The 23,824-nt window shown below is 42.9% G+C and carries 18 protein-coding genes and 1 riboswitch; of the genes, 17 read left to right on the top strand and 1 reads right to left on the bottom strand.

Annotated elements, in window-relative coordinates:
• The first annotated feature begins 1 nt into the window (after position 1).
• The 11 genes from BUB66_RS03330 to BUB66_RS03280 all read left to right on the top strand — a co-directional run bounded on the left by BUB66_RS03330 (position 2) and on the right by BUB66_RS03280 (position 15,124).
• On the top strand, positions 2 to 2,008 hold the full coding sequence (locus BUB66_RS03330; protein WP_073254625.1) for a sodium-translocating pyrophosphatase: 2,007 nt from the start codon (positions 2 to 4) through the stop codon (positions 2,006 to 2,008).
• Positions 2,009 to 2,104: 96 nt separating this feature from the next.
• Positions 2,105 to 2,509, top strand: a complete 405-nt coding sequence (gene crcB, locus BUB66_RS03325) for a fluoride efflux transporter CrcB (RefSeq protein WP_073254622.1) — start codon at positions 2,105 to 2,107, stop codon at positions 2,507 to 2,509.
• A gap of 1 nt (position 2,510) precedes the next feature.
• Positions 2,511 to 2,852, top strand: coding sequence for a DUF190 domain-containing protein (locus BUB66_RS03320; RefSeq protein ID WP_073254619.1), 342 nt, complete (start codon positions 2,511 to 2,513; stop codon positions 2,850 to 2,852).
• A gap of 54 nt (positions 2,853 to 2,906) precedes the next feature.
• Positions 2,907 to 2,966: riboswitch (Fluoride riboswitch) on the top strand.
• Between the two features lie 49 nt (positions 2,967 to 3,015).
• Positions 3,016 to 4,785: a dynamin family protein gene (locus BUB66_RS03315; protein ID WP_073254616.1), complete on the top strand. Its 1,770-nt coding sequence runs from the start codon at positions 3,016 to 3,018 to the stop codon at positions 4,783 to 4,785.
• 10 nt (positions 4,786 to 4,795) lie between these two features.
• Complete coding sequence (locus tag BUB66_RS03310; RefSeq protein ID WP_073254907.1) at positions 4,796 to 5,731, top strand: AAA family ATPase; 936 nt, start codon at positions 4,796 to 4,798, stop codon at positions 5,729 to 5,731.
• 9 nt (positions 5,732 to 5,740) lie between these two features.
• A complete protein-coding gene (locus BUB66_RS03305) occupies positions 5,741 to 6,922 on the top strand; it encodes a DUF58 domain-containing protein (protein WP_084098677.1) in 1,182 nt (393 codons plus the stop codon).
• The gene (locus BUB66_RS03300; protein WP_073254610.1) at positions 6,894 to 8,192 is read left to right on the top strand and encodes a DUF4129 domain-containing protein; all 1,299 of its coding nucleotides are present in this window, start codon (positions 6,894 to 6,896) and stop codon (positions 8,190 to 8,192) included. Before BUB66_RS03305 ends, BUB66_RS03300 begins: the two co-directional genes overlap by 29 nt.
• Before the next feature lie 292 nt (positions 8,193 to 8,484).
• Positions 8,485 to 10,362: an HAD-IC family P-type ATPase gene (locus BUB66_RS03295; protein WP_073254607.1), complete on the top strand. Its 1,878-nt coding sequence runs from the start codon at positions 8,485 to 8,487 to the stop codon at positions 10,360 to 10,362.
• Between the two features lie 194 nt (positions 10,363 to 10,556).
• Positions 10,557 to 11,675 (top strand): alanine racemase, encoded by a 1,119-nt coding sequence (locus BUB66_RS03290; protein ID WP_073254602.1) that lies wholly within the window; start codon positions 10,557 to 10,559, stop codon positions 11,673 to 11,675.
• Between the two features lie 195 nt (positions 11,676 to 11,870).
• Positions 11,871 to 13,910 (top strand): 3-hydroxyacyl-CoA dehydrogenase/enoyl-CoA hydratase family protein, encoded by a 2,040-nt coding sequence (locus tag BUB66_RS03285; RefSeq protein WP_073254599.1) that lies wholly within the window; start codon positions 11,871 to 11,873, stop codon positions 13,908 to 13,910.
• Positions 13,911 to 13,924: 14 nt separating this feature from the next.
• Positions 13,925 to 15,124, top strand: coding sequence for a thiolase family protein (locus BUB66_RS03280; RefSeq protein WP_073254596.1), 1,200 nt, complete (start codon positions 13,925 to 13,927; stop codon positions 15,122 to 15,124).
• Between the two features lie 62 nt (positions 15,125 to 15,186).
• On the opposite strand, the gene BUB66_RS03275 is transcribed toward BUB66_RS03280, so the two are convergent.
• On the bottom strand, positions 15,187 to 16,599 hold the full coding sequence (locus BUB66_RS03275) for a sigma-54 interaction domain-containing protein (protein ID WP_073254593.1): 1,413 nt from the start codon (positions 16,597 to 16,599) through the stop codon (positions 15,187 to 15,189).
• Between the two features lie 291 nt (positions 16,600 to 16,890).
• Here BUB66_RS03275 and BUB66_RS03270 point away from each other — a divergent pair, with 291 nt between their 5' ends.
• The 6 genes from BUB66_RS03270 to BUB66_RS03245 all read left to right on the top strand — a co-directional run bounded on the left by BUB66_RS03270 (position 16,891) and on the right by BUB66_RS03245 (position 23,784).
• A complete protein-coding gene (locus tag BUB66_RS03270) occupies positions 16,891 to 18,456 on the top strand; it encodes an acyl CoA:acetate/3-ketoacid CoA transferase (RefSeq protein WP_073254590.1) in 1,566 nt (521 codons plus the stop codon).
• Positions 18,457 to 18,490: 34 nt separating this feature from the next.
• On the top strand, positions 18,491 to 19,030 hold the full coding sequence (locus BUB66_RS03265; RefSeq protein WP_073254587.1) for a C-GCAxxG-C-C family protein: 540 nt from the start codon (positions 18,491 to 18,493) through the stop codon (positions 19,028 to 19,030).
• Between the two features lie 90 nt (positions 19,031 to 19,120).
• On the top strand, positions 19,121 to 20,302 hold the full coding sequence (locus BUB66_RS03260) for an iron-containing alcohol dehydrogenase (protein ID WP_084098671.1): 1,182 nt from the start codon (positions 19,121 to 19,123) through the stop codon (positions 20,300 to 20,302).
• Positions 20,303 to 20,372: 70 nt separating this feature from the next.
• Positions 20,373 to 21,563: an MFS transporter gene (locus BUB66_RS03255; protein ID WP_073254584.1), complete on the top strand. Its 1,191-nt coding sequence runs from the start codon at positions 20,373 to 20,375 to the stop codon at positions 21,561 to 21,563.
• A 58-nt stretch (positions 21,564 to 21,621) separates the two neighbouring features.
• A complete protein-coding gene (locus BUB66_RS03250; RefSeq protein WP_073254581.1) occupies positions 21,622 to 23,502 on the top strand; it encodes an aldehyde ferredoxin oxidoreductase family protein in 1,881 nt (626 codons plus the stop codon).
• Positions 23,503 to 23,784: a MoaD/ThiS family protein gene (locus tag BUB66_RS03245; RefSeq protein WP_073254578.1), complete on the top strand. Its 282-nt coding sequence runs from the start codon at positions 23,503 to 23,505 to the stop codon at positions 23,782 to 23,784. It begins immediately after the preceding gene.
• Positions 23,785 to 23,824 lie beyond the last annotated feature (40 nt).

Below are 23,824 nucleotides of genomic sequence, written 5' to 3'. Positions count from 1 at the left end.
GATGGAAAATTTAATAGTACTTGCGCCCCTTGCGGGATTGCTTGCGCTGTTATTCGCCTACCTGCTTGCTATTAGAATCATCAAAAGTCCAGCAGGTACCGCAAAAATGAGGGAAATATCTGACGCGATTCATGAAGGCGCCATGGCTTTTCTATTCAGAGAATACCGGACTTTAGTGATTTTTGTATTAGTTATGTTCCTTATAATTGGCTTTTTTATAAACTGGCAGACTGCCATAAGCTACATAACCGGTTCAGTGGCATCGGTTCTTGCGGGGTTTATAGGAATGAACGTGGCAACTAGGGCTAATGTGAGGACGGCAGATGCCGCGCGGGAGGGAATGAATAAGGCCCTTTCTATAGCATTTTCGGGCGGCGCGGTTATGGGAATGTCGGTCGTTGGATTGGGAATATTGGGACTTGGGATACTTTACTTTGTTTTCGGAGACCCGTCGAATGTAAAGAGCTTCGACGTGATAAACGGCTTTGCCTTAGGGGCGAGTTCTATTGCCCTATTTGCCAGGGTCGGAGGAGGAATTTACACCAAAGCTGCAGATGTCGGGGCAGACCTGGTAGGAAAGGTTGAGGCAGGCATCCCTGAAGATGACCCGAGAAATCCCGCGGTAATAGCGGACAACGTAGGTGACAACGTAGGAGATGTAGCAGGTATGGGAGCCGACCTTTTCGAGTCGTACGTAGGCTCGATAGTATCCGGTATGGCAATCGGCGCCGTGGCCGTTAGCACCGTTACAGGACAGCCTTACGGTATAAAGGGCATAATTTTCCCAATGCTGGTGGCGGCGGCCGGCGTACTTAGCTCTATAATAGGGACGATGTTCGTAAGAACAGGAGAAGGAGCCGACCCGCAAAAGGCTTTAAGGAACGGTACCTTTGCCAGCGGCATACTTGTGATTGTGGCAACTTTATTGCTGAGCGTTTATTTCTTAAACGAAATTAATGCCTTTTATGCTGTGGCTTCTGGTATTATAGTTGGTATTATCATTGGAATGCTCACCGAGTACTATACTTCTTCGAGTTATAACCCAGTTAAAGAGATAGCCAAAGCTTCTCAAACTGGCCCTGCTACCAACATTATAACTGGATTGGCTGTAGGAATGAAAAGCACCGGCCTTCCTGTGTTATTTATTGCGCTGGCGGTTATAATATCTTATAAATTTGCTGGGCTTTACGGCATAGCACTGGCGGCCATAGGTATGCTGTCTACCACGGGAATGACTGTAGCTGTTGATGCTTACGGTCCCATAGCCGATAACGCTGGCGGTATTGCGGAAATGGCCGAGCTCGACCCATCGGTCAGAAAGATAACCGACAAATTGGATGCAGTAGGTAACACGACGGCGGCTATGGGGAAAGGGTTTGCCATCGGTTCGGCGGCGCTGACGGCGCTGGCTCTATTTTCAGCGTACACCACGGCAGCAGGATTAACTGAGGGGATAAACCTCCTTCGGGCAGATGTTATAGTTGGGCTTTTCATAGGAGGCATGTTGCCGTATCTGTTTTCTGCCATGACCATGGAGGCGGTAGGTAAGGCTGCTTATCAGATGATAGAAGAGGTACGCCGGCAGTTCAGGGAAATCCCGGGCATAATGGAAGAAAAGGCCAAGCCTGAATACGCAAGGTGTGTGGACATAAGCACGCAGGCGGCCCTCAGGGAAATGATAATTCCGGGTCTCATGGCTGTTGCCGCACCTTTAGCGGTAGGTTTCATTTTCGGCAAAGAGGCGTTAGGGGGGCTCCTTGCGGGTGCCCTGGTTACCGGCGTTATGATTGCGATTCAGATGGCTAACTCCGGCGGTGCCTGGGACAACGCTAAAAAGTATATAGAAGAAGGAAATTACGGCGGAAAGGGCACGCCGACTCATGCAGCAGCCGTAGTAGGAGATACGGTGGGAGATCCGTTCAAAGATACCGCTGGACCTTCTCTGAATATATTGATAAAACTCATGACCATTGTATCTCTGGTGTTCGCACCGCTTTTCATGAAGTAAGAGGAAGAAGACTCCTGCTGGGGATTTCGCTCCACAGGAGTCTTTGTGATATCTGCAAAAAAAGACGAAGTAGAAGTTGGAAAGGAGTCGACTTAATTGGAAAAAAAGCTCATCTACTTATATATATCAATAGGAGGAGCTCTTGGTGCCTTAGCCCGGTATATTCTATCAGCGTGGCTTAACGATAAAATTACCACGGACATTCCTTTCGGAACTTTATTCATAAATTTGACCGGCTCGTTTTTACTTGGATTGTTGTATTCTCTTTCAATGAATTTTATTGTCTCTGAGAACATTATTAAGTTTTTTATAATGATAGGTTTTTTGGGCGCATTTACGACCTTTTCAACATTTTCTCTAGAGACCCTGATTATGTTGTATGAAGGCAGTTTGAAAGGTGCATTGATTAATGTAGTGAGCAATGTGCTGGGAGGGCTAGTAGCGACCTTTTTGGGAATAAATTTAATTAATTTGATAGCCGGTGTGAAGGGATTGGTGTGAAATGGATGTAATAGGACCGGCAAAACGAGTGAGGATATATATAGGCGAGAATGACAAATATGCGGGAAAGCCGCTATATCATGCGATTGTTCTAAAAGCTAGAGAAATGGGTATGGCTGGTGCCACTGTCGTTAGGGGTATAGAGGGTTTTGGGGCAAAAAGTCGCATTCATTCAGCACGGGTATTGGTTTTATCCAGCGACCTTCCGATCATAGTGGATATTGTAGATAAGGAAGAAAGAATAGAAAGATTCATCTCACATATAAAAGAAATTGTAAAAGAGGGATTGATAACGGTTGAAGACGTGGAGGTAATAAAATACTCGGATAAAGATCATAAATGAGGTGTTTCGATATTGTTGCCCTGAATCGGAAAAAGATATATAATATATAATAGCAAGTTAATAGGTGATGGAGCTCACCGTAACTGCCTTCAGGCTAATAGCTCCTACAATATCATGAGATATTGTAGGAGCTTTTTACGTTTCAAAGAGAGGTGAGAAAGAAGTGCTAGATTTCGAAAAAACGAAAGAACAGTTGATCCAATGCTTAAAAGAGGCAAAAAAGATAACCGATTATAAAAAAGACGAAACGATAACCGCAGATATAGATTATGAATTAGATAAACTTTTGAAAAATAGGTTTAACTTGGCAGTTGTGGGCCAATTTAAACGAGGGAAATCCACATTTATTAATGCAGTGCTGGGAGAAAAAGTAGTACCAACCGCAGTTGTGCCGCTTACTTCTGTAGTTACTGTAATAAAATACGGCCCCACGCTGAAAGTGACGGTTAATTTTTTGGACGGTTCTGAGGAAGAAATAAATGTTAAAGAATTGGACAAGTACGCAACCGAAAAGGGTAACCCGGGCAATGAAAAGAAAGTAAAGGAGATAGTGGTAGAATATCCATCGGAGTTTCTCAAAAAAGGCGTAATTTTGATAGATACACCGGGTGTCGGATCTGTCTACCAGCACAACACCGATACGACGTATCATTTTCTACCAAAACTCGATGCAGCCATATTCCTTTTTACCATAGATTCTCCTGTTTCCCAAAATGAATACGAATTTCTAAAAGACGTGAAGGAGCATGCCGTTAGGATTTTTTTTGTGCTGAACAAGATAGATTACACTGAAGAAAATGATGTGAAAGAGGCCCTTGATTTTGCTCGTGGTATTTTAAAAGAGAAGTTGGGCTACGAAGAAATCAAAATTTTTCCCCTTTCCGCCAAAATGGCGCTGGAAGCAAAGGAGACGCACGATGAGGATAGGTTAAGGCTCAGCGGATTGCCGGAGTTTTTGTCAATGCTAGATGAATTCATAACTAAGGAAAAAGGCAAGGCCCTCTTGCTTTCAAGCTGCAACAATGCGCTGAGATTTACATCAATGTTGAGGTTTGATATTGAACTAGAAGCAAGTGCAATAAAGACTCCTCTAGAGGACCTGGAAAAAAATATAGAGGTTCTAAGAAAGAAAATAGAGGAAATAGAGGATGAGAAAAAGGATGTAGTGCTTATTTTTGAAGGGGAAAGCAGGGAGCTGCTTGCCCAATTCAACGCTGAGTATGAAAAATTCAAGAATTCCGAATACAGGAAGCTGGAAGCCGCCCTGGAGGAGTATTTCAAAAGCAACGCAGCTTTGCCGTTAAAAGAGTTAATAGAAAAGACCAGAGAATATATAACCGGGAAGACCCTTGAGGCCATAGATTCATGGAAGGAAGAGGAACTTAAACGCCTGGCCGAGGCGTCTGCAAGAATAACGGGAAGGCTTGGAGAAAAGGTGGAAAAGATTATTATGGAACTCAAGCAATTGACGGCCAACATGTTTCATATAAAGTTTGAGAGCTTTACGAGAATAGAGAATTTTAAAGAAGCGGGATATTTTTACTACAATATGGAACCGGAAAAGAATTATCTTTTGCCTACGCCGTTATCAATCGCTCCGTTTCTCCCCGGTTTTATTGCCCGAAAAATGGCCCTCAACAGTTTGAAAAACTGGCTTCAGCAGCAATTTGATAGGCAGTGCGGCCGGGTGAGGTACGACATCGCCCAAAGAATGGAAAAAACCTTCAAGGAGTATTATAATTATCTTGAAGGTAAAATTGCAGAAACCGCCGGTGTTATAATGGAATCGGTAAGAGAGGCTGTGGAGCTTAAAAAGTCCGGAGAAGACCGCATAAAGGGCAGGCTGAAAGAACTGGAAGCCTTTTTAGAAAGGCTGAATGAAATCGAAGGTAAGATAAAAGAATTGAAAGACCACCTGGAAAGGGTTGCGTAAAATGGATGGGATTGAGTTTTCCCGCAGGATATTTACTGTCGTGGATAACATTGGAAAAGTAATTGTAGGCAAAACTCAGGTTATCGAATTGGTGCTAACGGCGCTTATAGCCGGCGGTCATGTGCTGCTGGAGGATGTGCCGGGAGTGGGCAAAACTCTGATGGCCAAAGCTCTGGCCAGGTCATTAAACCTGGAATTCGGAAGGATTCAGTTTACTCCTGACCTTTTGCCGGCGGATGTGTTAGGGATAAGTATCTACAGTCAGAAGACCGGAGAGTTTGTGTTCAACCCCGGGCCAATAATGACAAATGTTCTCCTTGCCGACGAAATAAACAGGGCAACTCCCAGGACCCAGTCCAGCCTTCTCGAAGCTATGGAGGAAAGGCAGTTCACCGTAGACGGGGTCACCAGGCGGCTAAAAGAGCCTTTTCTGGTGCTTGCGACTCAAAATCCCGTGGAAATGGAAGGCACCTTTCCCCTGCCCGAAGCCCAATTGGACAGGTTTTTGATGAGGTTAAGACTGGGTTATCCGGAGTTGGAGGAAGAAAGGTCCATACTTCATCGTTTTGGAGCGGGAAATCCTTTAGAAGAAATAAAACCCGTTTTAAATGCCGAAGATATACTCGCGATGCGGGAGCAGGCAAAAGGCGTCAACGTAGATGAAAGCGTAGAGTACTATATGCTAACCGTTATTAGGGAGACGAGAAACCATCCTGCGGTAAAACTGGGAGCCAGCCCCAGGGCTTCACTGCTGCTTTATAAATGCGCTAAGGCCTTTGCGGCAATAAAAGGCAGAGATTACGTGATACCCGATGATATTAAACATCTGGCCGTGCCGGTGCTGAGTCACAGGTTACTCCTCAGCCATGAGAACCTGCTTAGAGATTACAAGCCCGAGGATGTAATAGCCGAAATCCTCGAGAAAACGGCGGTCCCTGTTGAATAAATACCGGGGATGGAAAAAACTATGCATGTATTGGTGTTTGTGGCAGCCGTGGCCGCGGTTCTTGGGATATCGTATTTGTGGAGTATATTGAGTGTTAAAGGGTTAGAATTCAGTCACCGCTTTGAAAAAGATCGGGTGTTTTTCGGCGATACTGTAAATTATATACAGGAGATAACAAATGCCAAAATCCTTCCGCTTGCCTGGATAAGAGTAGATACCGAGGTGCCGGCGGCGGTTGAATTTTTAAAGGGGAATCTCGTCCCTCACCACAGGGCTGATAAGAAAATCTTAAGCGGTTTATATTCACTATTATGGTACCAGAAAATAAGAAGAAAATACCCGGTTTATTGTAAAAGCCGCGGGATTTTCGCCTTTGGACCTGGGATTTTGAGTACAGGAGACGTATTCGGCTTCTTTGAAAAAGAAAAGCCCATGGGTTCCACTGCCAGTCTGATAGTGTATCCTCGGATAGTCGATATTATTGTAGCAGAAGGCAAACCGGACATAACCCTTTCGGGTGTCATCGGCCGCAAAACGCTTTTAACGGATCCTTTTTGCTTTACCGGCACAAGAGACTATGTTCCGGGAGATTTGCTAAAATGTGTGGACTGGAAATCCACGGCCAAACTTGACAGGCTCAGGGTAAAGGTTTACGACTCCAGCTTTACAAAACGGATTTCCATCCTGCTTGATGTAAACACATTCGAAATTGCCTGGGAAGGAATCGATCCTGAGCTGTCGGAATTCCTTGTAATACTGGCGGCGTCGGTTGCAAAGAAAGCCTTGGATCAGGGCTTTGAAGTGATGCTTGCCAGCAACGGAAGGATGGCTTCCCCTGAGAAGGATACCGATTTAATAACATTGATACCTTACGGTTCGGGTTCGATGCACCTGAGGAATATCCTGGAATGCCTTGCTCGCCTTTCAAATTACAGCATATTTGAAATTAAAGAAATATTGCCAAGAACTCTGGGGATGTTAAAAAAAGGCAGCAAAGTTATATACATAACCGGCATCTGGGGTAAAAACACCGAAAAGGTCGTTAAATTGCTGCAGAAAATGGGGATGGATGTGGTTTTAATTCTTGCGGGAAAAAAGAATGCTAAACTAAAAGGGCCTGAAGGTGTCCTCACGTATCACGCTCTCGGGGAGGAAGCATGGCGTGAAATTTCCCTTATCAAATTGGTTTAGAGCGTTAAAAATCATACTTTTTTCCGGTGTCAACTATTTATTCGCCCTCATCGTGCTTTCGGTAATCGGACAATACGCTCCTGAAGGCGTACTTTTGCCGGCTTATAATGTTTTATTGTGGCTTTTAGCCGGGCTTATTTTTAATACCGCTTATTACAGATTTGAAAGCCTTAGAAAATTGCTTTTCATCTCAGTTTTAGTTTTAATAACAGTCTTGAAAATCGGCTCCGGTTATTACGAACTGGCTATCGCTTTTTTTTGCTTTATCCTAGGAGTGTGGCAGGGCAGTTGGGTACTGAGCCATTACGAGCTGATGGTGAGGCTCAAACAGTATACATTTTTAATCCTTTTGGGGCTCTTTTTTTATAAAGGCAGGGGGAAAACCGGTGAACTGCTCTTGTTGCTTACAGGCTATATTTTAATTTCACTTTTAGCGCTCTCCACCTATAACCTGGAAACCATTTCTTTCCATGTATCCCAAAAAAAGTGGGTATTTGTAACTGTTATTGTTTCTTTAATGGCGGTTATTATTGCACTGCTTTTTGCCCTGTTCGTCGATCCGGCTTATGTTTCATCTTTCTTCAGCCTCTTAAAGGACACTTATTTTGCTCTTGTAGATGTTGTGGTGAAGATACTAACTCCTCTTTTTGCTCCGCTTGTTAACGCGCTGAGTTTTATTCTATCCGCCATCCTAAGATACTCACACATCAGACGTTTTCAGGCTGGATCGGGAGAAACGGGTGCTCAAAGCGCTTCGTATGAATATAAAGAATACATTATGCCTGAAGTTCTAGAAATTATTTTAAAAATAGCCAGTTTTATACTCGTTATACTGGTTTTTGCAACATTTATCTTGACGGTGCTTAAAAAGTACACCTCTTCTAAAAAAAAGGACTTTATGGAAGATGAGAAAGAAACGGTATTTAAACTCAGTTCTTTTAAAAATAGTCTTTTGCGGCTGATTACAAAAACGGGTAAGGTATTAAACTCTTATAAAAGGACTGCTGCCTATTGGGATTCACCTGCCGGCAAAATTAGGAGAATTTATGCGCAGATCCTTAAAGAAGCAGCAAAAAAGGGATATTGTAGAAATTCCTCAGAGACGCCCCTTGAATACATGCCCCGGCTGAAGAAGGCGTTTGAAGATGCCGGGGGCTTTGTGGAGAGAATTACTCTGCTTTACCAAAGGGCCAGATACTTTCCAGACTCCGTCTCGCCCTCTGATGTAGAAGATATAAAAAAATTTCTTAAAGCCCTGTTTTCTAAATAAGATTTTATGAAGACACTAAATCTAAAAACTAAAAATTGCTGCATGGCCAACTTAAACTGAACTTTGTGGAGGAGGGTTTAATAATGATAAAGGTGAGAGCAGGTATTATTTTAATAGAAAACGCCGTCTTTTATACCGTTATCCGATCTCAAAAACATTATCTTGTTGCCCAACATTAAGGAATATATTAGACGTATTTATGAAGGAGAAATTTTTAGAGGGGTTTATTTAAAGAATATGTGGGAAGATAAAACAATATAAAGAAAGGAGCAAAAAGAAAAATTTAATTTTTATGAAAAAGCGCAAAAACTCAAGAGGAGAGGGATTTGAAAATATTGTAAAAGTGATGATGGGTGAAGAGATAACTTTAAAGAACGAAGAAGAGTTAAATAAGGGAGAATTGGTTATCTTTCAAACCGGTGACATCATTCCCGCCGATATTGTACTTTTGGAAGCAAATAATTTAGAGATGGATGAATTTGATTTGACGGGAGAAATAAAACCGGTCCGTAAAAAAGCCACAGAAAAAGAAACAGTTACAACATTGGAAAGGTCTAATATGGTTTTTAGAGGAACAAAGGTATTGAGGGGAAGCGGTAAAGGAATAGTTTTGGCTGCAGGGGAAGATACCGAATACGGTAAAATCCTGATACAGGCCAGCAAGACTGTCATAAAAACAAGCGGGCTGTTAAGGTACAACTTTCCTTTACAGCTTAAACAGGATATATATTTGCAAATACTAATAATTCCTGCTTTATTATGGATGCTGTTATATAGAGCAAATCTAGAATTTATATTATACTTATATCTTGCTACAAACTTGTGGTTGATAGTTTTCGAACATCAAGTTATATTTAATTATATTATTCTAAACATATCAAACCGATTTTTATTTAAAAAAGGCATTTTCATAAGAGATTTTTCGGTTTTTGATTCATTAATAGACATAGATGTCGTTTGCTTTGACAAAACCGGAGTCATAACTTCCCGAGATATGGATGTATCAGGGATCATAATCGGTAGTCAAAAGATAGATATAAAATCATACACTCGAAAAAATGAAATTTTAACTTGTGTTTTTAATGGATTTGTTTTATGTAATGACCTTGTATTTACAGAAGAGCTCTTTAAATTAAATCCTATTGATAAAGCGTTAATTCATTTTGCTAAGGAGCATGGTTTCTCAGTGGAGGAAATAAGAAAAGGGTATGAAAGAGTTTATGAGCTTCCGTTTAGTTCCGAGAATAGGTATATGGTGGCTGGATATGTAGATAAGATAAATAAGAATATTTTATTTTACGCCAAAGGGGATCCAGAGGTTATTTTTACTAAGTGCAACAGATATGTGACTCTTTTTGGAGAGGTAAAGAAAATAGACGGCAACTTCTTATTGATGATACGGGAAGTATGTAATAATGCCTTGCAAAAGGGCAGCAGTGTTATAGCAATGGCTTTAAAAACTTTAGATTATTTTGATAACGTGGATTATGATAGTGAGTCCAAAGAGGGATATATTTTGTTAAGTCTAATTATTCTTGAAAACCTACCAAGAAAAGAAGCTGGGTTCGTTCTTAGGAAGCTAAAAGAGGCTGGTTTGAGATGCCTTATGCTAACTGGGGATATTACTGCGACAGCGCAGCGCATTGCTGAAGAAGTTGGCTTTAAAAATACAGGCAAGTATTTAATTACGGGTAAAGATATAGAAAAAATGAGCATATCCGAAGTCTCTTTACAAAGTGATGATGTTGAATTATTTACAAGGCTTTCCCCTTCTCAAAAGGGAATTGTGGTTGAGGCGTTAAAAAGGAAAGGACATCGTGTTGCCATGATAGGAGATGGAGTTAACGATGTAATTGCATTAAAACTTGCTGATATAAGTATTTCTTTTAAAGAAAAAAGTTCAGTTTTGGCGCAAAAAACCTCGAAAGTGTTGATAAACAACGATCTTAGAGATGTGCTGCAATTGATAATGACAGGGAAGAAAATCGGTAACAAAATAAAGATCACCAATTATTTAAGGATTATTGTTCAAGTATTGCTTTTAGTTTTGGTTTATTATATTAGTATTAGTGTGAATGTTACAAAACCTTTAGCATTAAATTCCCTTAATGTTATAAATTTTACTATGTCGGCCGCTTTTCTAATTATAATATTTTTTTCGATTATATGAGTCCTTGTAGAATAGAAAATAAAATTAAATTATGGACACAGCAAAAGGTTAAAGTTCCCTGCTTTTTGGGCATGCTATGGGAGTGCTTAAGTACCGCCTGCTGGGAATGGGCACTCTCTAAAAAGGCGGAATATAAATAGCCCAGCCGTCTAAACTTGTGCGGTTTGCACAGTTTAGATGAACAGGATTCCGGTATGAAGATTTACGATCTGCCTACACCGGCGTTTCTGGTCAACCTAGATATTATGGAACAAAACATCAAAGAAATCGCAGATTTTGCTAAGAATAACAAAAAACGCCTCTGGCCCATGGTAAAGACCCACAAGAGCGCTGAAATCGCTGCAATGCAGAAGGCGGCCGGTGCCGAAGGTTTCCTAGTAGGGACCCTCTTGGAGGCGGAAAAACTGGTTGAGAAAGGGTTTACAAACATCATGGTGGCATATCCGGTGGCGGGAAAAGAAAATATAAAAAAAGTTGTAAGCCTGGCGAAAAAAGCTCGCATAATACTCAGCTTAGACTGCATAAACGCGGCGGAACAAATCCACGCTTTACTTGAAGAAAATGGGATTACTCTTGAATACTTGCTAATCGTGGATAGCGGCCTGAAACGGTTTGGAGTTATCCCAGAGGATTCGGCAAAACTTGCTAAAAAGCTTTTAGCTTTTAAAAGTTTGAAGCTTATAGGCATAGCCACCCACCCGGGGCACGTGTACGGAGTAAGTAATCCGGAAGAAGTAAGGAAGATAGCGTCAGAAGAAGTAAATGCCTTAAAAACTGCTGCGGAGCTTCTTGAAAAAGAAGGATTTTGTTTGGAGATCATTGCCAGCGGAAGCACGCCTACGTTTAGATATGTTCTAGAGGACGAAAAAATAAACGTCTTAAGGCCGGGTAATTATGTGTTTTACGATTCCATTCAGGTAGCACTTGGAGTCGTGCCTTTTGAAAGATGTGCCTTTTTTGTAATGGGCACCGTAATTTCAAATCCGAGGCCCGGCAACCTGATTGTAGATGTGGGAAGCAAATGTCTTGGCTTAGATCGGGGAGCCCATGGGACATCTCTTTTAAAGGGATACGGCACCGTTGTCGGCCATCCGGAGCTTACTTTGGTGAGCCTTTCGGAAGAAGTGGGCAAATTGGAAGTGGAAGGAGAAACTGCCGTCAAAGTCGGAGAAAAGTTAAGGATAATTCCCAACCATGCGTGCTCTGCGTGCAATATGACAAGCTTTCTTGTAGGTTTTCGGGGTGAAGAAGTGGAGAGAATAATAGAAGTTGACATGAGGAATGGCATGTGCAGGCCGAAAATTAGCCTATAAAAATGAACTAAAGATAGTACATAAAATCCGCAAATTTTGCCATAAGGCGGGTTTTATGTACCTTTTTTTATACAGTAGTTATCGCAATTTCTCCGTATAATAAGGATTTTAAAATATTGTAAAATTGGCATGAGAATTGCTAAATTATATTTTCAAAAATAAAAAACTTAACGAATGCTGAAAGGAGGAGTTATAGTGCCAAAAACATATAAGATAGGCATAATAGGAGCGGGAACGATGGGCAGCGGCATAGCCCAGAAGATGGCTCAAGAAGGATTAATGGTTACGATGGTGGATGTAAAAGATGAATTTGTCGAGAGAGGCTTTAGCAGAATAAGAGAATTATTGCAGGAAGCTATAGAACGCGGGATATTCAATGAAGATCAGGTCAAGGAGATAATGTCGAGGATTCGGGGAACTACAGATATTAAGGAAGTGGCGGATGCAGACTTGGTCATAGAGGCGGTATTTGAAGACGAAAAGTTAAAGTGCGAGGTTTTCAAAAAGCTGGACGAAATATGTAAGCCAGAAACAATACTTGCGACGAATACTTCTAGCTTTTACGTCAAGAACCTTGCAAAATGCACAAACCGTCCAGACAGAGTCCTGGGTATGCATTACTTCTATCACCCGGCCAAAAACCGCCTCCTTGAAATAGTGCCTCACGAGGGGACTAGCAAGGAAACGGTGGAAAAAGCGCTGTTTATTGCTAAGCTCCACGGTAAGACGACAATTGTAGTCAAAGACTCACCGGGGTTCTGCGTAAATAGATTTTTCATTCCATGGTACGTGGAAGCCATCCGGATGCTGGAAGAAGGAGTGGCCAACATACCAACTATTGATGCGGCTTCAAAGAAGGCTTTTGGGATAACACTGGGTGTATTTGAGCTAATGAACGTCAGCGGAGTTCCCATTGGACTCCATGCCGCAAGGACGCTCAGCAGGGAGAAAGGACCGTTTTATGCTCCGCCCGAGACATTGCGCAGACAGGTAGAGGACTTGAAGCAGGACTGGGACCTCAGCGGAGAAGTGGATGAGTCAAAGTTTGATATAATAACGGAGCGCCTGTACGGGACGGTGATGGGAGTTGCTGCACAGCTTGTAGAAGAAGGAGTTGCAAGCATAGAAGATACGGACAGGGGTGCAAAGGTGGGTCTCAGGTGGAGGTATGGGCCTTTTGAACTCATGAACCGAGTAGGCATAGACAAAGCTTACGAACTGGTCAAAAAGGTGAAGGAGCGTCATCCTTATTTTGAAATTCCGGAACTGTTAAAGAAGCAGTATGAAAAGGGCGTGCCCTTTGAATTCAAGTTCGTGGAGCTTGAAGTAAAGGATGGTATAGCATGGATAACGATTAACCGCCCAGAGGCAATGAATGCACTCAATCCCACCGTTATGGATCAGTTGGAAAAGAAATTCGATGAAGCTGAGCGGAACGAAAATGTAAAAGCTGTAGTATTTCGCGGCAGCGGAAAGGCCTTCATTGCAGGTGCCGATATAAAATTTTTCGTTGACAACATAAAAAACAATAGACTAGATAAGACTTACGATTTTACGAAAAAAGGGCACGAACTTCTACTCAGGTTAGAAAATTCGCCTAAAATGACGATTGCGTTGCTAGACGGGCTCTCGTTGGGAGGCGGGAGTGAGGTAGCTTTAGCATGCCAGGCAATCATTGCGACGCCGCAAGGCTCTTTTGGATTCCCTGAGACTGGAATAGGTATTTTCCCAGGGCTTGGTGGTTTGATAAGGCTCGAAAGGCATCTTGGGCCAGAACTGGCGAAGTATTTTATATTTACCGGCAAAACGATAAGCGCCAAAGAAGCCTTGGAACTTGGAATAGTTACGAAGTTGGTGGAGCCTGATGAAATAGAGAAAGCCGTAAATGAAGTGGTAGAAGCAGGTAAATTTGACAAATACCGCCCGAGGCCCATACCCGAAAAATATAACGAGATTAAGATTGCTTTCAGCAAAGAAAATGTAGAAAGAATGCTCAAAGGAGAGCCGATAAAAGGGGTATCGCCAGAACTCGCCAGGGAGATAGCCGATATAGTTTCCAAAAAAGCCCCGATAGCTTTGAGGATGACCCACGAATTGATAGAGGCCCAATCGAAGGTTTCGATAAAAGAAGCTATCGAGATAGAACTTTCGAAGTTGTACGATATCTTCTCCACGCAGGATGCCCTAGCAGGTTTACAGTCACCCGGACGCCCGCCGAAATTTATAGGCGCTTGATAGGGGGGATAAAGGTGCAATTTACCAAAGCTTTTATCCCTTATAAGGGTTATTACAGTTCGCCATTCTGCAAATGGCAGGGGAGCATGCAGCACGACAACGCAATAGAATTGGGAGGCAAGACCAGCAAGAGATGGTTTGAAAGTAAAGGGATTAATCCAAATGAGGTAATCGACTACGTTTATTTAGGAATTACTGTGGGGCAGCACAGGGTATTCCATGGCGCTCAGTGGGCGGCCGTATTGATGGGAGCGCCCGATATTCCTGGAATGACTATAATGCAGGCGTGTTCTACCGCTACTACTTCCGTGTTTACTGCTAGCATGGCGGTTGAGGTTGGAAATGTGGAAACTGCTTATTGCCTCATGGTTGATAGGACATCGAACGGACCCCATACTATCTGGCCCAATCCTCTTGGGCCGGGAGGAGAGGTTATCTCCGAGAACTGGAATATGGACAACATGAAAGCCGATCCCGCAACGGGCCTGGGCATGATAATGACCGCAGAAAACGTAGCAAGGGAGCACGGTTTTACTCGAGAACAGGCAGATGAACTGGTAGTAGTTCGGTACAACCAGTATAAGGAAGCCCTTGCCAATGACAGAGAGTTTCAAAAAAGGTATATGTTTCCCGTAGAGGTTACCGTATCGCGAAAAGAGACTAAAATTGTGGAGGAAGACGAGGGAGTATTTCTCGATACAACGTTGGAAGGATTGAAAAAATTAAAACCGCAGATTGAAGGGGGCATACACACTTTTGGTTCCCAGACTCACCCCGCAGATGGGAATGCTGGTATAATCGTTACAACCAAGGAAAAGGCTAAAGAGTTGAGTGAAGATCCGAATATCCCGATTCAGGTGATTTCTTACGGCTTTGCCAGGGCAAGAAAGGCTTTCATGCCGGAAGCGCCGGTTTATGCATCTAGGATGGCATTAGAAAGGGTGGGGTTAAAGGCAAAGGATATGGTAGCCATAAAATGCCACGATCCCTTTATAGCGAATGATTTGGTACTGGCAAAAGGTCTCGAGATTCCTCCTGAATCCTTTAACAATTATGGCAGTTCTTTAGTTTATGGCCACCCTCAAGCTCCTACCGTTGCGAGGCTATTGATTGAAGCGATAGAAGAAGCGGTAATAAAAGGCGGGGGTTACGTATTAGTTACTGGATGTGCTGCAGGAGATACCGGTGCTACGTTGATATTAAAGGTTGGATAAAAGTTTAATAAAAAAGATTTATAGGGGCTGTTTAAAAAGAAAAAAACAGCCCCTTTTAATTTTTAACCTTTAAATTCTTTTTTCTCTATCCCGTATTCCTTCAGCTTCCGATACAGTACAGTTCTGAATATGCCTAGCTTCTTTGCGGTTACTCCTACTTTACCGCCGCTTTCGCTCAAGACATGCCTGATATACATTTTTTCCACTTTTTTCAGCACATCTTTTAATGTACCGCTTAAACCCAGTAGCTTTACATAATCATATTGAAGTAAGTCTTTACCGGGAGTATCTGGGATATTTGGGATGTCTTCTTCGTTATATTTATTCATATTAATAATTACGCTTCTTTCTATAACATTTCTAAGTTCTCTAACATTTCCGGGCCAATCGTACTCAAGATAGGATTTTATCGTATCTGGGTCTAATTTGAAATCGGTTCCATATTTTTTATTAAAATGTTCAACAAACATCTTCGATAAGGCCACTATGTCTTCCGGCCTTTCTCGTAATGGGGGAATTGTTATAGTAACGACGTTAATCCTGTAAAAAAGATCTCTCCTGAATGTGCCTTCCTCAACCATTTTTTCAAGGTTTTTATTGGTAGCGCAGATAAGCCTGAAATCGACGGTGCGCTCGAGGCTGCTCCCTATGCGCCTTATGGTCTTTGTCTCCAGCACTCTGAGCAGCTTTGCCTGTTGAGGAAGCGGCAGTTCCGAAATTTCATCCAGGAACAAAGTGCCGCCGTTTGCAGCTTCGAACAATCCTATCTTTCCCTTTTCGGAGGAACCCGTAAAAGCCCCTTTTTCGTATCCAAAAAGCTCGGATTCGACGAGTGTCTCTGGCAGGGCTGCACAGTTTACTGCTATGAATGGCCCTTCAGCTCTTTTGCTGTGCTTATGGATGTACTTGGCGAGGACTTCTTTTCCTGTGCCTGTCTCCCCGCAGAGCAATACTACGCTGTCTGTTTGAGCCGCGGTATGGGCAGTGAGCAGTACCCTTTTCATTGTTTTACTTTCTGCTACGATGGCCTCCTCGTTAAATACATAGCTTCGCAAGTAATCTATCTCCCTCTTCTGTCTTTCATCCAAGTCAGGATTTTTGCTAGAATTTTTCTTGTCTCTCTTTGTGCCGCATGTTACGACTATTACGTTACCCTTTCTGTCGAAGACTGGTGTGCTGATGGTATCGTAAGTGATACCCAGGCAGGTGGTTATCTCGCCTCTTACGACTTCTTTTTTCTCCGCTGCCTGTAGGGCGTAAGAAAAATTGTAATAACCATTTTTTATAAGTTCTTTTAAATTGGATTTTAAAAATTGGTCCAGGGAGATCCCCATGGAATAAGCCGTTGCTGAATTGGAAAGCAAAACATTGCCTTCAGAATCGGTTAAAAATATTGGGTCGGGGAGGTTTTCGAGAATTTGTTCGAAATACGAAGGCGAACCGGCGGGCCTATCCCGGCTTTTTTTAACGGGCAAAGTACCACCTCCGGATGATAGAAAATTTTCTGTTATATATAAGATTCCAATATATCAATTCTATAAAAAATCATTGATTCCTCCTCAAAATACAATGTTCTCAAAAAAGTACAAATAAAAAATTAATTCTCTACTCAAAGTACCGCTGCAGGTTCATTGTTTTTAATGCAAAATGATAAAATAGGGACTTCGTAAGAACATCAATTGTGGCATATAATTTGCAATATTTTATATAACAGAAAAATACAAGAATTATAACGAAGGATAAAATAATGCAGCGAGGTGATGATAATGTCAAAAGTTATAACCGCCGAACGGGCTGCTGAATTGATTAAAGATGGAGACATTGTCGGCGCCAGCGTTATGGGACTTGCCGGTTGGCCGGAGGAGGTTGCCATCGCAGTCGAAGAAAGATTTCTAAAAACAGGACATCCAAGAGATTTGACTTTCGTGCACAGTTGTACATGCGGTGACCACAAAAGCAAGGGTGCTACTCATTTTGCTCACGAAGGGATGGTAAAAAGGCTGATATGCGGCCATACCGGGGCTTCCAACGAAATGGCAAGCCTCGTTGAGCAAAATAAGATAGAATGTTATCTGCTTCCGCAAGGAGTAATTTGCCAGCTTTGGAGGGCAATTGCTTCGAGAAAGCCTGGAGTGATAACAAAAGTAGGGCTTGGAACTTATGTGGACCCCAGGCTTCAGGGAGGGAAAATAAGCCCGAGAACTAAAGAAGATATAGTGCATTTGATCGAGTTGGATGGGGAGGAATGGCTTTTTTATAAGAAATTCCCTATTAACGTAGCTTTAATCCGCGGAACTTATGCAGATGAGCACGGCAACCTGACGATGGAAAAGGAAATGGGCATCTTGGAAGCACTGTACCTGGCAATGGCGGCCAAAAACAGTGGGGGAATAGTGATTGCGCAGGTACTTGGGGTAGCGAAAGCCCATACGTTCAATCCAAAAAATGTCAGGGTCCCCGGGGTACTTGTTGACTACATCGTGATAGCAAAACCCGAAAATCACATGCAGACTGAAGTAACGTTGTACAATCCCGCCTTGTCGGGGGAAATAAAAGCTCCTTTGGAGCAAATTCCGTCGCTTCCGCTTGATGCGAGAAAAATTATTGCCCGCCGTGCAGCTATGGAATTGGCTCCAAATACGGTCATAAACTTAGGGATAGGAATTCCTGCGGGAGTGGCAAGCGTTGCGGCGGAAGAGGGAGTTATAGACCAGGTGACCATGACTACGGAGCTCGGGAATTTCGGCGGGATTCCAGCTTACGGGGGGGATTTTGGAGGCTGTTATAACAGTGAGGCGACTATTGACCACGCTTCGATGTTCGACTTTTACGATGGTGGAGGACTGGATGCAACGTTCCTGGGCCTTGCCCAGGTAGACAGGTTCGGAAACGTCAATGTTAGCAAGTTCGGCAAAAGGGTGATTGGCCCGGGAGGTTTCATAAACATAAGTCAAAATGCCAAGAAAATTGTGTTTTGTGGTACCTTCATGAACGGTGCTGAAATTGCAGTTGAAGGTGGTCGGATTAAAATCGTAAAAGAAGGCGAGCAAAAAAAATTTGTAAATGAAGTCGAGCAGGTGACCTTCAGCGGCAATTACGCAAGATCAACCAAGTTGCCGGTTCTCTACGTTACCGAAAGATGCGTATTTTCTCTGGAGTCGGAAGGTCTAACATTGATCGAAATTGCTCCGGGGATTGATTTAGAAAAAGATATACTCTCCATGATGGAGTTTACTCCAAGAATATCGCCAAACCTTAAGACGATGGATGAGGCCATATTTAGAGAAAAATGGGGTATGCTCAAAAAGATAATGGAGAGTAATGTGAAATAATTTTAATTTTAGTTAAAAAAGGAGGATGCATTTTATGGTTGATGGCAATGGAAACAATGTGAGCTGGCCTTACACTTACAAGAAGCTCGACCCTGATGTGGCGGCAAAAAGGGCTTATGAAAATTGCAAGGCGAAAAAATCGTGTAGTTACGGTACTGCAGCGGGCCTTATCGGTTACTTAGCAGAGGAGGTAGGTCATCCTTTCAATCTTATACCGCCAGAAGTCATTCAAGGATTTAAAGGAGGTGTTCCGGGTCACTCATCCATCTGCGGCGCCATAGTAGGTGCTGCCCTGGCTATAGGACTTGTTACGGATGTGAAGACGCAAGATAAACTACTGAATGAATTGATGGTGTGGTACAAAAACTTCGAATTTCCCAAATTCGTTCCAGAAGGAAAAAATGAAATGGTGACGAGTATCAGCAATTCGGAGCTGTGTCTTCATTCCGTAGGCAATTGGTGTAAAGCTTCAGGTTTCGAGCCCTTATCCCCTGAGATGCATGAAAGATGCGCCAGGCTTTGTGCAGATGTAGCAAGGTTTGTCGTTGAAAGACTAAATGAAACGCTTACTTAAAATTTGATAGGCAAAAGGAGGTGTTAATGTCAGTAATTTATGATTTAGTTGAACCTCAGGAAAATTAAAAAAAGCAGGAGGTCATCTGTTATGTCGATAATGAGCGTAGGCTTTGGATTGTGGCCCAACAAAGTAGTAAAGGGAGTAGGTGCCGTAAAGACAGTTGGCAGCGAGCTCAAAGAATTGGGAGCGAAAGAGAGGGTAATTGTTTTTACCGATGAGACTTTGAAGACTTTACCGATGGTTACTGAACTAGTAGAACTTCTTAAAAAGGATGGATTTTCGGTTTCCGTATTTTCCGGGATCAGCCCCAATCCGACGGAAGAACAGGTGATGAATGCGGTTGAAATGATGAAAGACGGAAAACCCGAAGCTGTTGTTGCTATAGGAGGAGGAAGTTCCATTGACGCAGCGAAAGCTGCAAATGTTACATACACCCACGGTGGATATGTAGGAGACTACAGCATCGAAATTGGAGGCATAACGAAGATAGGACCAAAAGTGCTTCCGCTCGTTGCTATTCCAACTACTGCAGGCACCGGTACTGAAGTTACAATGGTTAGCGTTATAACCGATACAAAAAGACACGTGAAATATGGCGTTTTGAGCCCCTTTATAGTGCCCAATGTGTCCATACTAGACCCTGAATTAACGGTGTCATTGCCACCTGCTGCAACGGCTTATACCGGGATAGATGCCCTTACTCACGCCATAGAATCTTACGTTTCAGTGGTGGATTTTGAAGCTGCAAATGGTGCGGCGCTTCAGGCAATTAGGATGATTTCTAAAAATCTCAGGAGAGCTGTAAAGGACGGCAAGGATATAAATGCTAGGGCTGCTATGTTGGAAGCTTCGATGATGGCAGGGTTTGCCTTCAACGTAAACGGACTGGGTTTATGCCACCAAACGGCACACCAACTGAGTGCCCAATTCGGCATACCCCACGGCCTGGCGAATGCCATAATGCTGCCCCATACGATGAGGTTTAACATGGATGCCTGCTATCAAAAATATGCTGATATCGCAATGTTTATGGGAGCAGATATTCGCGACCTTTCTGTAGAAAAAGCTGCAGAAAAGTCAGTAGAGCTTGTGGAGCAGTTGATTTCAGACTTAGGAATTCCTAAATATTTGGATGATGTAAATGTAACAAAGGATAAAGTACCTGCTATGGTTAAGGAAGCCGTTCGCGACAATTCAGGGATGAATAATCCCAAAAAGACCACCGAAGAAGAATGCGAAAAAGTTTATCTTGGTGCATTTAGGAGTTAATATTAGGAGGCTTTTGCCTCCTAATAGAGCCCTCGTAAGTCTTTAAAAAATTTGATGGGGGGTATCGTTTATGGAACAATCTAAAGGCATGGTAAAGCTTGCTATTTTCAGCGTGGGTATTTTGATGATGGGGGCAATGGCCATAGCAAGCGGGCTTGCAGTCATAGGGCAGCACTTCAGCGATGTACCTCAGACTTCCATACAGCTTTTAATCACAATACCTTGCTTGGTAATAATAGTGGCAACGCCAATAATTGGTAAACTTCAGGAGTACGTGCCAATTAAAACTTTAGTTCTAGTGGGAGTACTCTGTTTCTTGGTTGGAGGAATAGTCCCTGCATTTATGAATTCTTTCTCAGCGATACTGGTTATGAGAGCAATTTTCGGGTTTGGAGTAGCGGCAGCGCAGGCTTTATCCCCGGCAATGGTGGCTGCCAATTTCGAAGGTGACGAAAGGGCAAATGTCATGGGGCAATTGACTTCTGCCCAGATGTTAGGTTGCGCAGCAATGGTGTTGATAAGCGGATACCTTGCCATGATGGGTTGGAATATGACATTTTTCGTGCACTTAATAGCATTGATTTCACTTATCTGCGTTGCAGCCTGGCTACCTAATGTTAAGCCGATGAGGGCTGCAGGAGGGCAGGAAGGAAAAGCGCCGGAAAAAGTTAACGTAGCAGGAGCTTATGGTTGGATATTCACGATGTTTGCTTACTTTATTTCGGGAATGATTTTAGCTACTTACCTGGCATTTTTGATTAGCGAAAAGAACGTCGGCACTGCAGCGGATGCAGGTCAAGCTACAATGATCTTCGCTATCGGAGGATTCTTAATGGGATTTGTATTCGGAAAGCTGATGCAGGCGGCAAAGAATATCAGCCTTGCGATAGGATTTTTCATGGGTGTTTTATCGTATCTAATTATAGCTTATGCAAGCAACATTTTCATGGTTTACGTTGGAAGTCTAATTTATGGTTTTGCAGTTACTACTATATTTGCAAGTATAATGGTTGGCACTAGTTCTTCTGTTAACCCGGCTTCCGTTCCAATGGCGATATCTCTGGTTACCGCCGGGCAGAACCTAGGCTCTTTCCTTTGCCCCTATTTTATAACCCCATTGGCTGCTATGTTGGGAAGCAACATTAATACTAACGCATTTATAGTTGGGGCTATCCACTTTGCAATAATGGGATTGATAGCTTTCTTCTGGGGAGTCTCTAAAAATGCAAAAACGAAAGCATCTTTGAAAGTTGATGCTTAACGTTAAATAACTGATTTATCTAGGAAAAAAATTTTAAAAATATGGAGGTAGATAAAAAATGTATGGCGGATACTGGGGCAAGGTTCTTAGGGTAAATTTGACGAACAAAACTTACAAAGTTGAACCGTTGTCCGAAAAAGTTGCAAAGGATTTTATAGGCGGTGCAGGCGTTGGAATTAAATATCTTTACGATGAAGTACCTGCGGGAACGGATCCTTTGAGCCCGGAAAACAAGCTTATTTTTGCTACCGGGCCTCTTACCGGAACCAGGACACCTTCTACCAGCAGATTGGCTTTGGCGACCAAGTCTCCTTTGACAGGGATAGTGTGTTTGTCGCTCTCTGGCGGGCATTTTCCGGTGGAATTCAAAAATACCGGACATGATGTGCTGATAATCGAAGGGAAATCAGAAGAGCCGGTATACCTATATATAAAAGATGACCAGGTGGAATTCAGGCCGGCAGACAAACTGTGGGGCACTACCACCCATGATTGCGAGCATCTCATAAAGACTTGGCTAAATGACCACAACATAAGGGTTGCATCAATAGGCCCGGCTGCGGAAAATATGTCCAAGATTGCTTCGATAATGAATGATAGAAATCGTGCTTTCGGTCGGCGTGGAACCGGAACTGTAATGGCTTCTAAAAATCTGAAAGCCATAGCAGTAAAAGGTACAAAGAAGGTATCAATTGCCTCGGAAGATGCCTTTAAGGAAGTTCACGCAAAAATGTTAAAAGCATTCAAGGAAGCACCAGGTCTTTACCCGGCCCTGGGTCAACACGGAACATCCTCAGTCATAGAAATTCTTTGGGGATTGGGTGCTTGCCCCGCTAAAAACTTCAGCGCTACCGGTGAGTGGAATCCCGTCCCAGGCCTTGGAATAGCTACACTGTCTGCGAAAAAGATAGGAAAAGAGCCTTGCTACGGTTGTCCGGTAGCTTGTACCCAGGTAAGGCTGGTCAAAGAAGGGCGGTATAAAGGGACAGTATCGCCTCCGGAGTATGAAACCGTATTCGCATTAGGAGCACAGTGCGGAATAGACAACGTGGACGCCATTATATACGGAGACAGGCTGTGCAACGAATTGGGGCTTGACAGCATTTCGACCGGTGTAACTATAGGTTTTGCTATGGAACTATATGAAAGAGGAATTATTACAAAAGAGGACACGGGCGGATTGGAATTGAAATTCGGAAATGAAGAAGCGATGCTGGAGCTTATTCGCCAGATGGCTTACAGGGAAGGTTTCGGTGCGGTACTTGCCGATGGTTCGAAAGCGGCTGCAGAAAAAATCGGAAGAGGAGCCGAAAAATACGCTATGATAATAAAGGGAATAGAAATGCCCGGATATGACCCGAGAGCTTTAAAGACCCATGGATTTAGCTTTGCGACGACTTATACCGGAGCGGACCACAACAAGGGTTATGCTTCGCAGGATGTATTTGGTTCGCCGGTTCCTGAGCCTGTAGATAGACTGGACCCGAAGGGCAAGGGAAGGATTACCAAGTGGAACCAGGATGCAAAGGCTGCCTGCTGCGATGCAGCAGTTATGTGCAACTTTGTATTTGACGCTCACTACATGCCCGGGCCATTAGAGCATATGGCAGAACTCTTCAACGCTGTATGCGGCTATGATTTCACCGCCGAAGATGTCATGAAGGTAGGCGAAAGGATAAATAACATTGCAAGGGCATTTAATGTGAGAGAAGGCATAAGCAGAAAGGACGACACTTTCCCTGAAAGGATACTTAAAGAGCCCTTGAAGGAAGGTGGCTCGAAGGGCTCCTACATCCCGCCAGAGCATCTAGATATGATGCTTGATGAATATTATGAGGCAAGAGGTTGGAACAAAAACGGAATTCCCACTGAAGAAAAGCTCAGAGAATTGGGCCTGGAATACGTTGCTGAGGACCTGAAAAAGTTGGGGTGTCTCTAATTGATAAAGATAAAGGTAATTACAGGTTCTGAAATCGCGAAGATCGTAGGTGCTCATGAAAAAATAATTTACTTGCCGGAAGGCGCTACAGTAAATGACTTTTTGACATACTTAAAAACGGAATACGGAGAACCGATGGAAAAATTCCTTTTCAAATCGAACAGGGAGCTTTCCCAGGTCGTAATGGTAAATGGCAAAAATATTGCCTTTTTGGAGGGGAAAGATACAAAACTAAAAGATGGCGACGAAATATTTTTGGTCCCAATAGCAGCAGGAGGATAGTGATTTAAGTAATATAAATAAATGATTTGATTTTAAAATG

It is taken from the genome of Caldanaerovirga acetigignens, assembly GCF_900142995.1.
In the GTDB taxonomy this organism is placed as follows: Bacteria; Bacillota; Thermosediminibacteria; order Thermosediminibacterales; family Thermosediminibacteraceae; genus Fervidicola; species Fervidicola acetigignens.
This window is presented reverse-complemented; position numbering and strand designations above follow the sequence as displayed.

Bases quoted from the DNA above. Each gene is read 5' to 3' on its own strand.
- BUB66_RS03330 (WP_073254625.1), top strand. From the start codon at position 2: ATGGAAAATTTAATAGTACTTGCGCCCCTTGCGGGATTGCTTGCGCTG.
- BUB66_RS03260 (WP_084098671.1), top strand. From the start codon at position 19,121: ATGTCGATAATGAGCGTAGGCTTTGGATTGTGGCCCAACAAAGTAGTA.
- BUB66_RS03290 (WP_073254602.1), top strand. From the start codon at position 10,557: ATGAAGATTTACGATCTGCCTACACCGGCGTTTCTGGTCAACCTAGAT.
- BUB66_RS03255 (WP_073254584.1), top strand. From the start codon at position 20,373: ATGGAACAATCTAAAGGCATGGTAAAGCTTGCTATTTTCAGCGTGGGT.
- BUB66_RS03320 (WP_073254619.1), top strand. From the start codon at position 2,511: ATGGATGTAATAGGACCGGCAAAACGAGTGAGGATATATATAGGCGAG.
- BUB66_RS03305 (WP_084098677.1), top strand. From the start codon at position 5,741: ATGGAAAAAACTATGCATGTATTGGTGTTTGTGGCAGCCGTGGCCGCG.
- BUB66_RS03270 (WP_073254590.1), top strand. From the start codon at position 16,891: ATGTCAAAAGTTATAACCGCCGAACGGGCTGCTGAATTGATTAAAGAT.
- BUB66_RS03265 (WP_073254587.1), top strand. From the start codon at position 18,491: ATGGTTGATGGCAATGGAAACAATGTGAGCTGGCCTTACACTTACAAG.
- BUB66_RS03295 (WP_073254607.1), top strand. From the start codon at position 8,485: ATGAAAAAGCGCAAAAACTCAAGAGGAGAGGGATTTGAAAATATTGTA.
- BUB66_RS03250 (WP_073254581.1), top strand. From the start codon at position 21,622: ATGTATGGCGGATACTGGGGCAAGGTTCTTAGGGTAAATTTGACGAAC.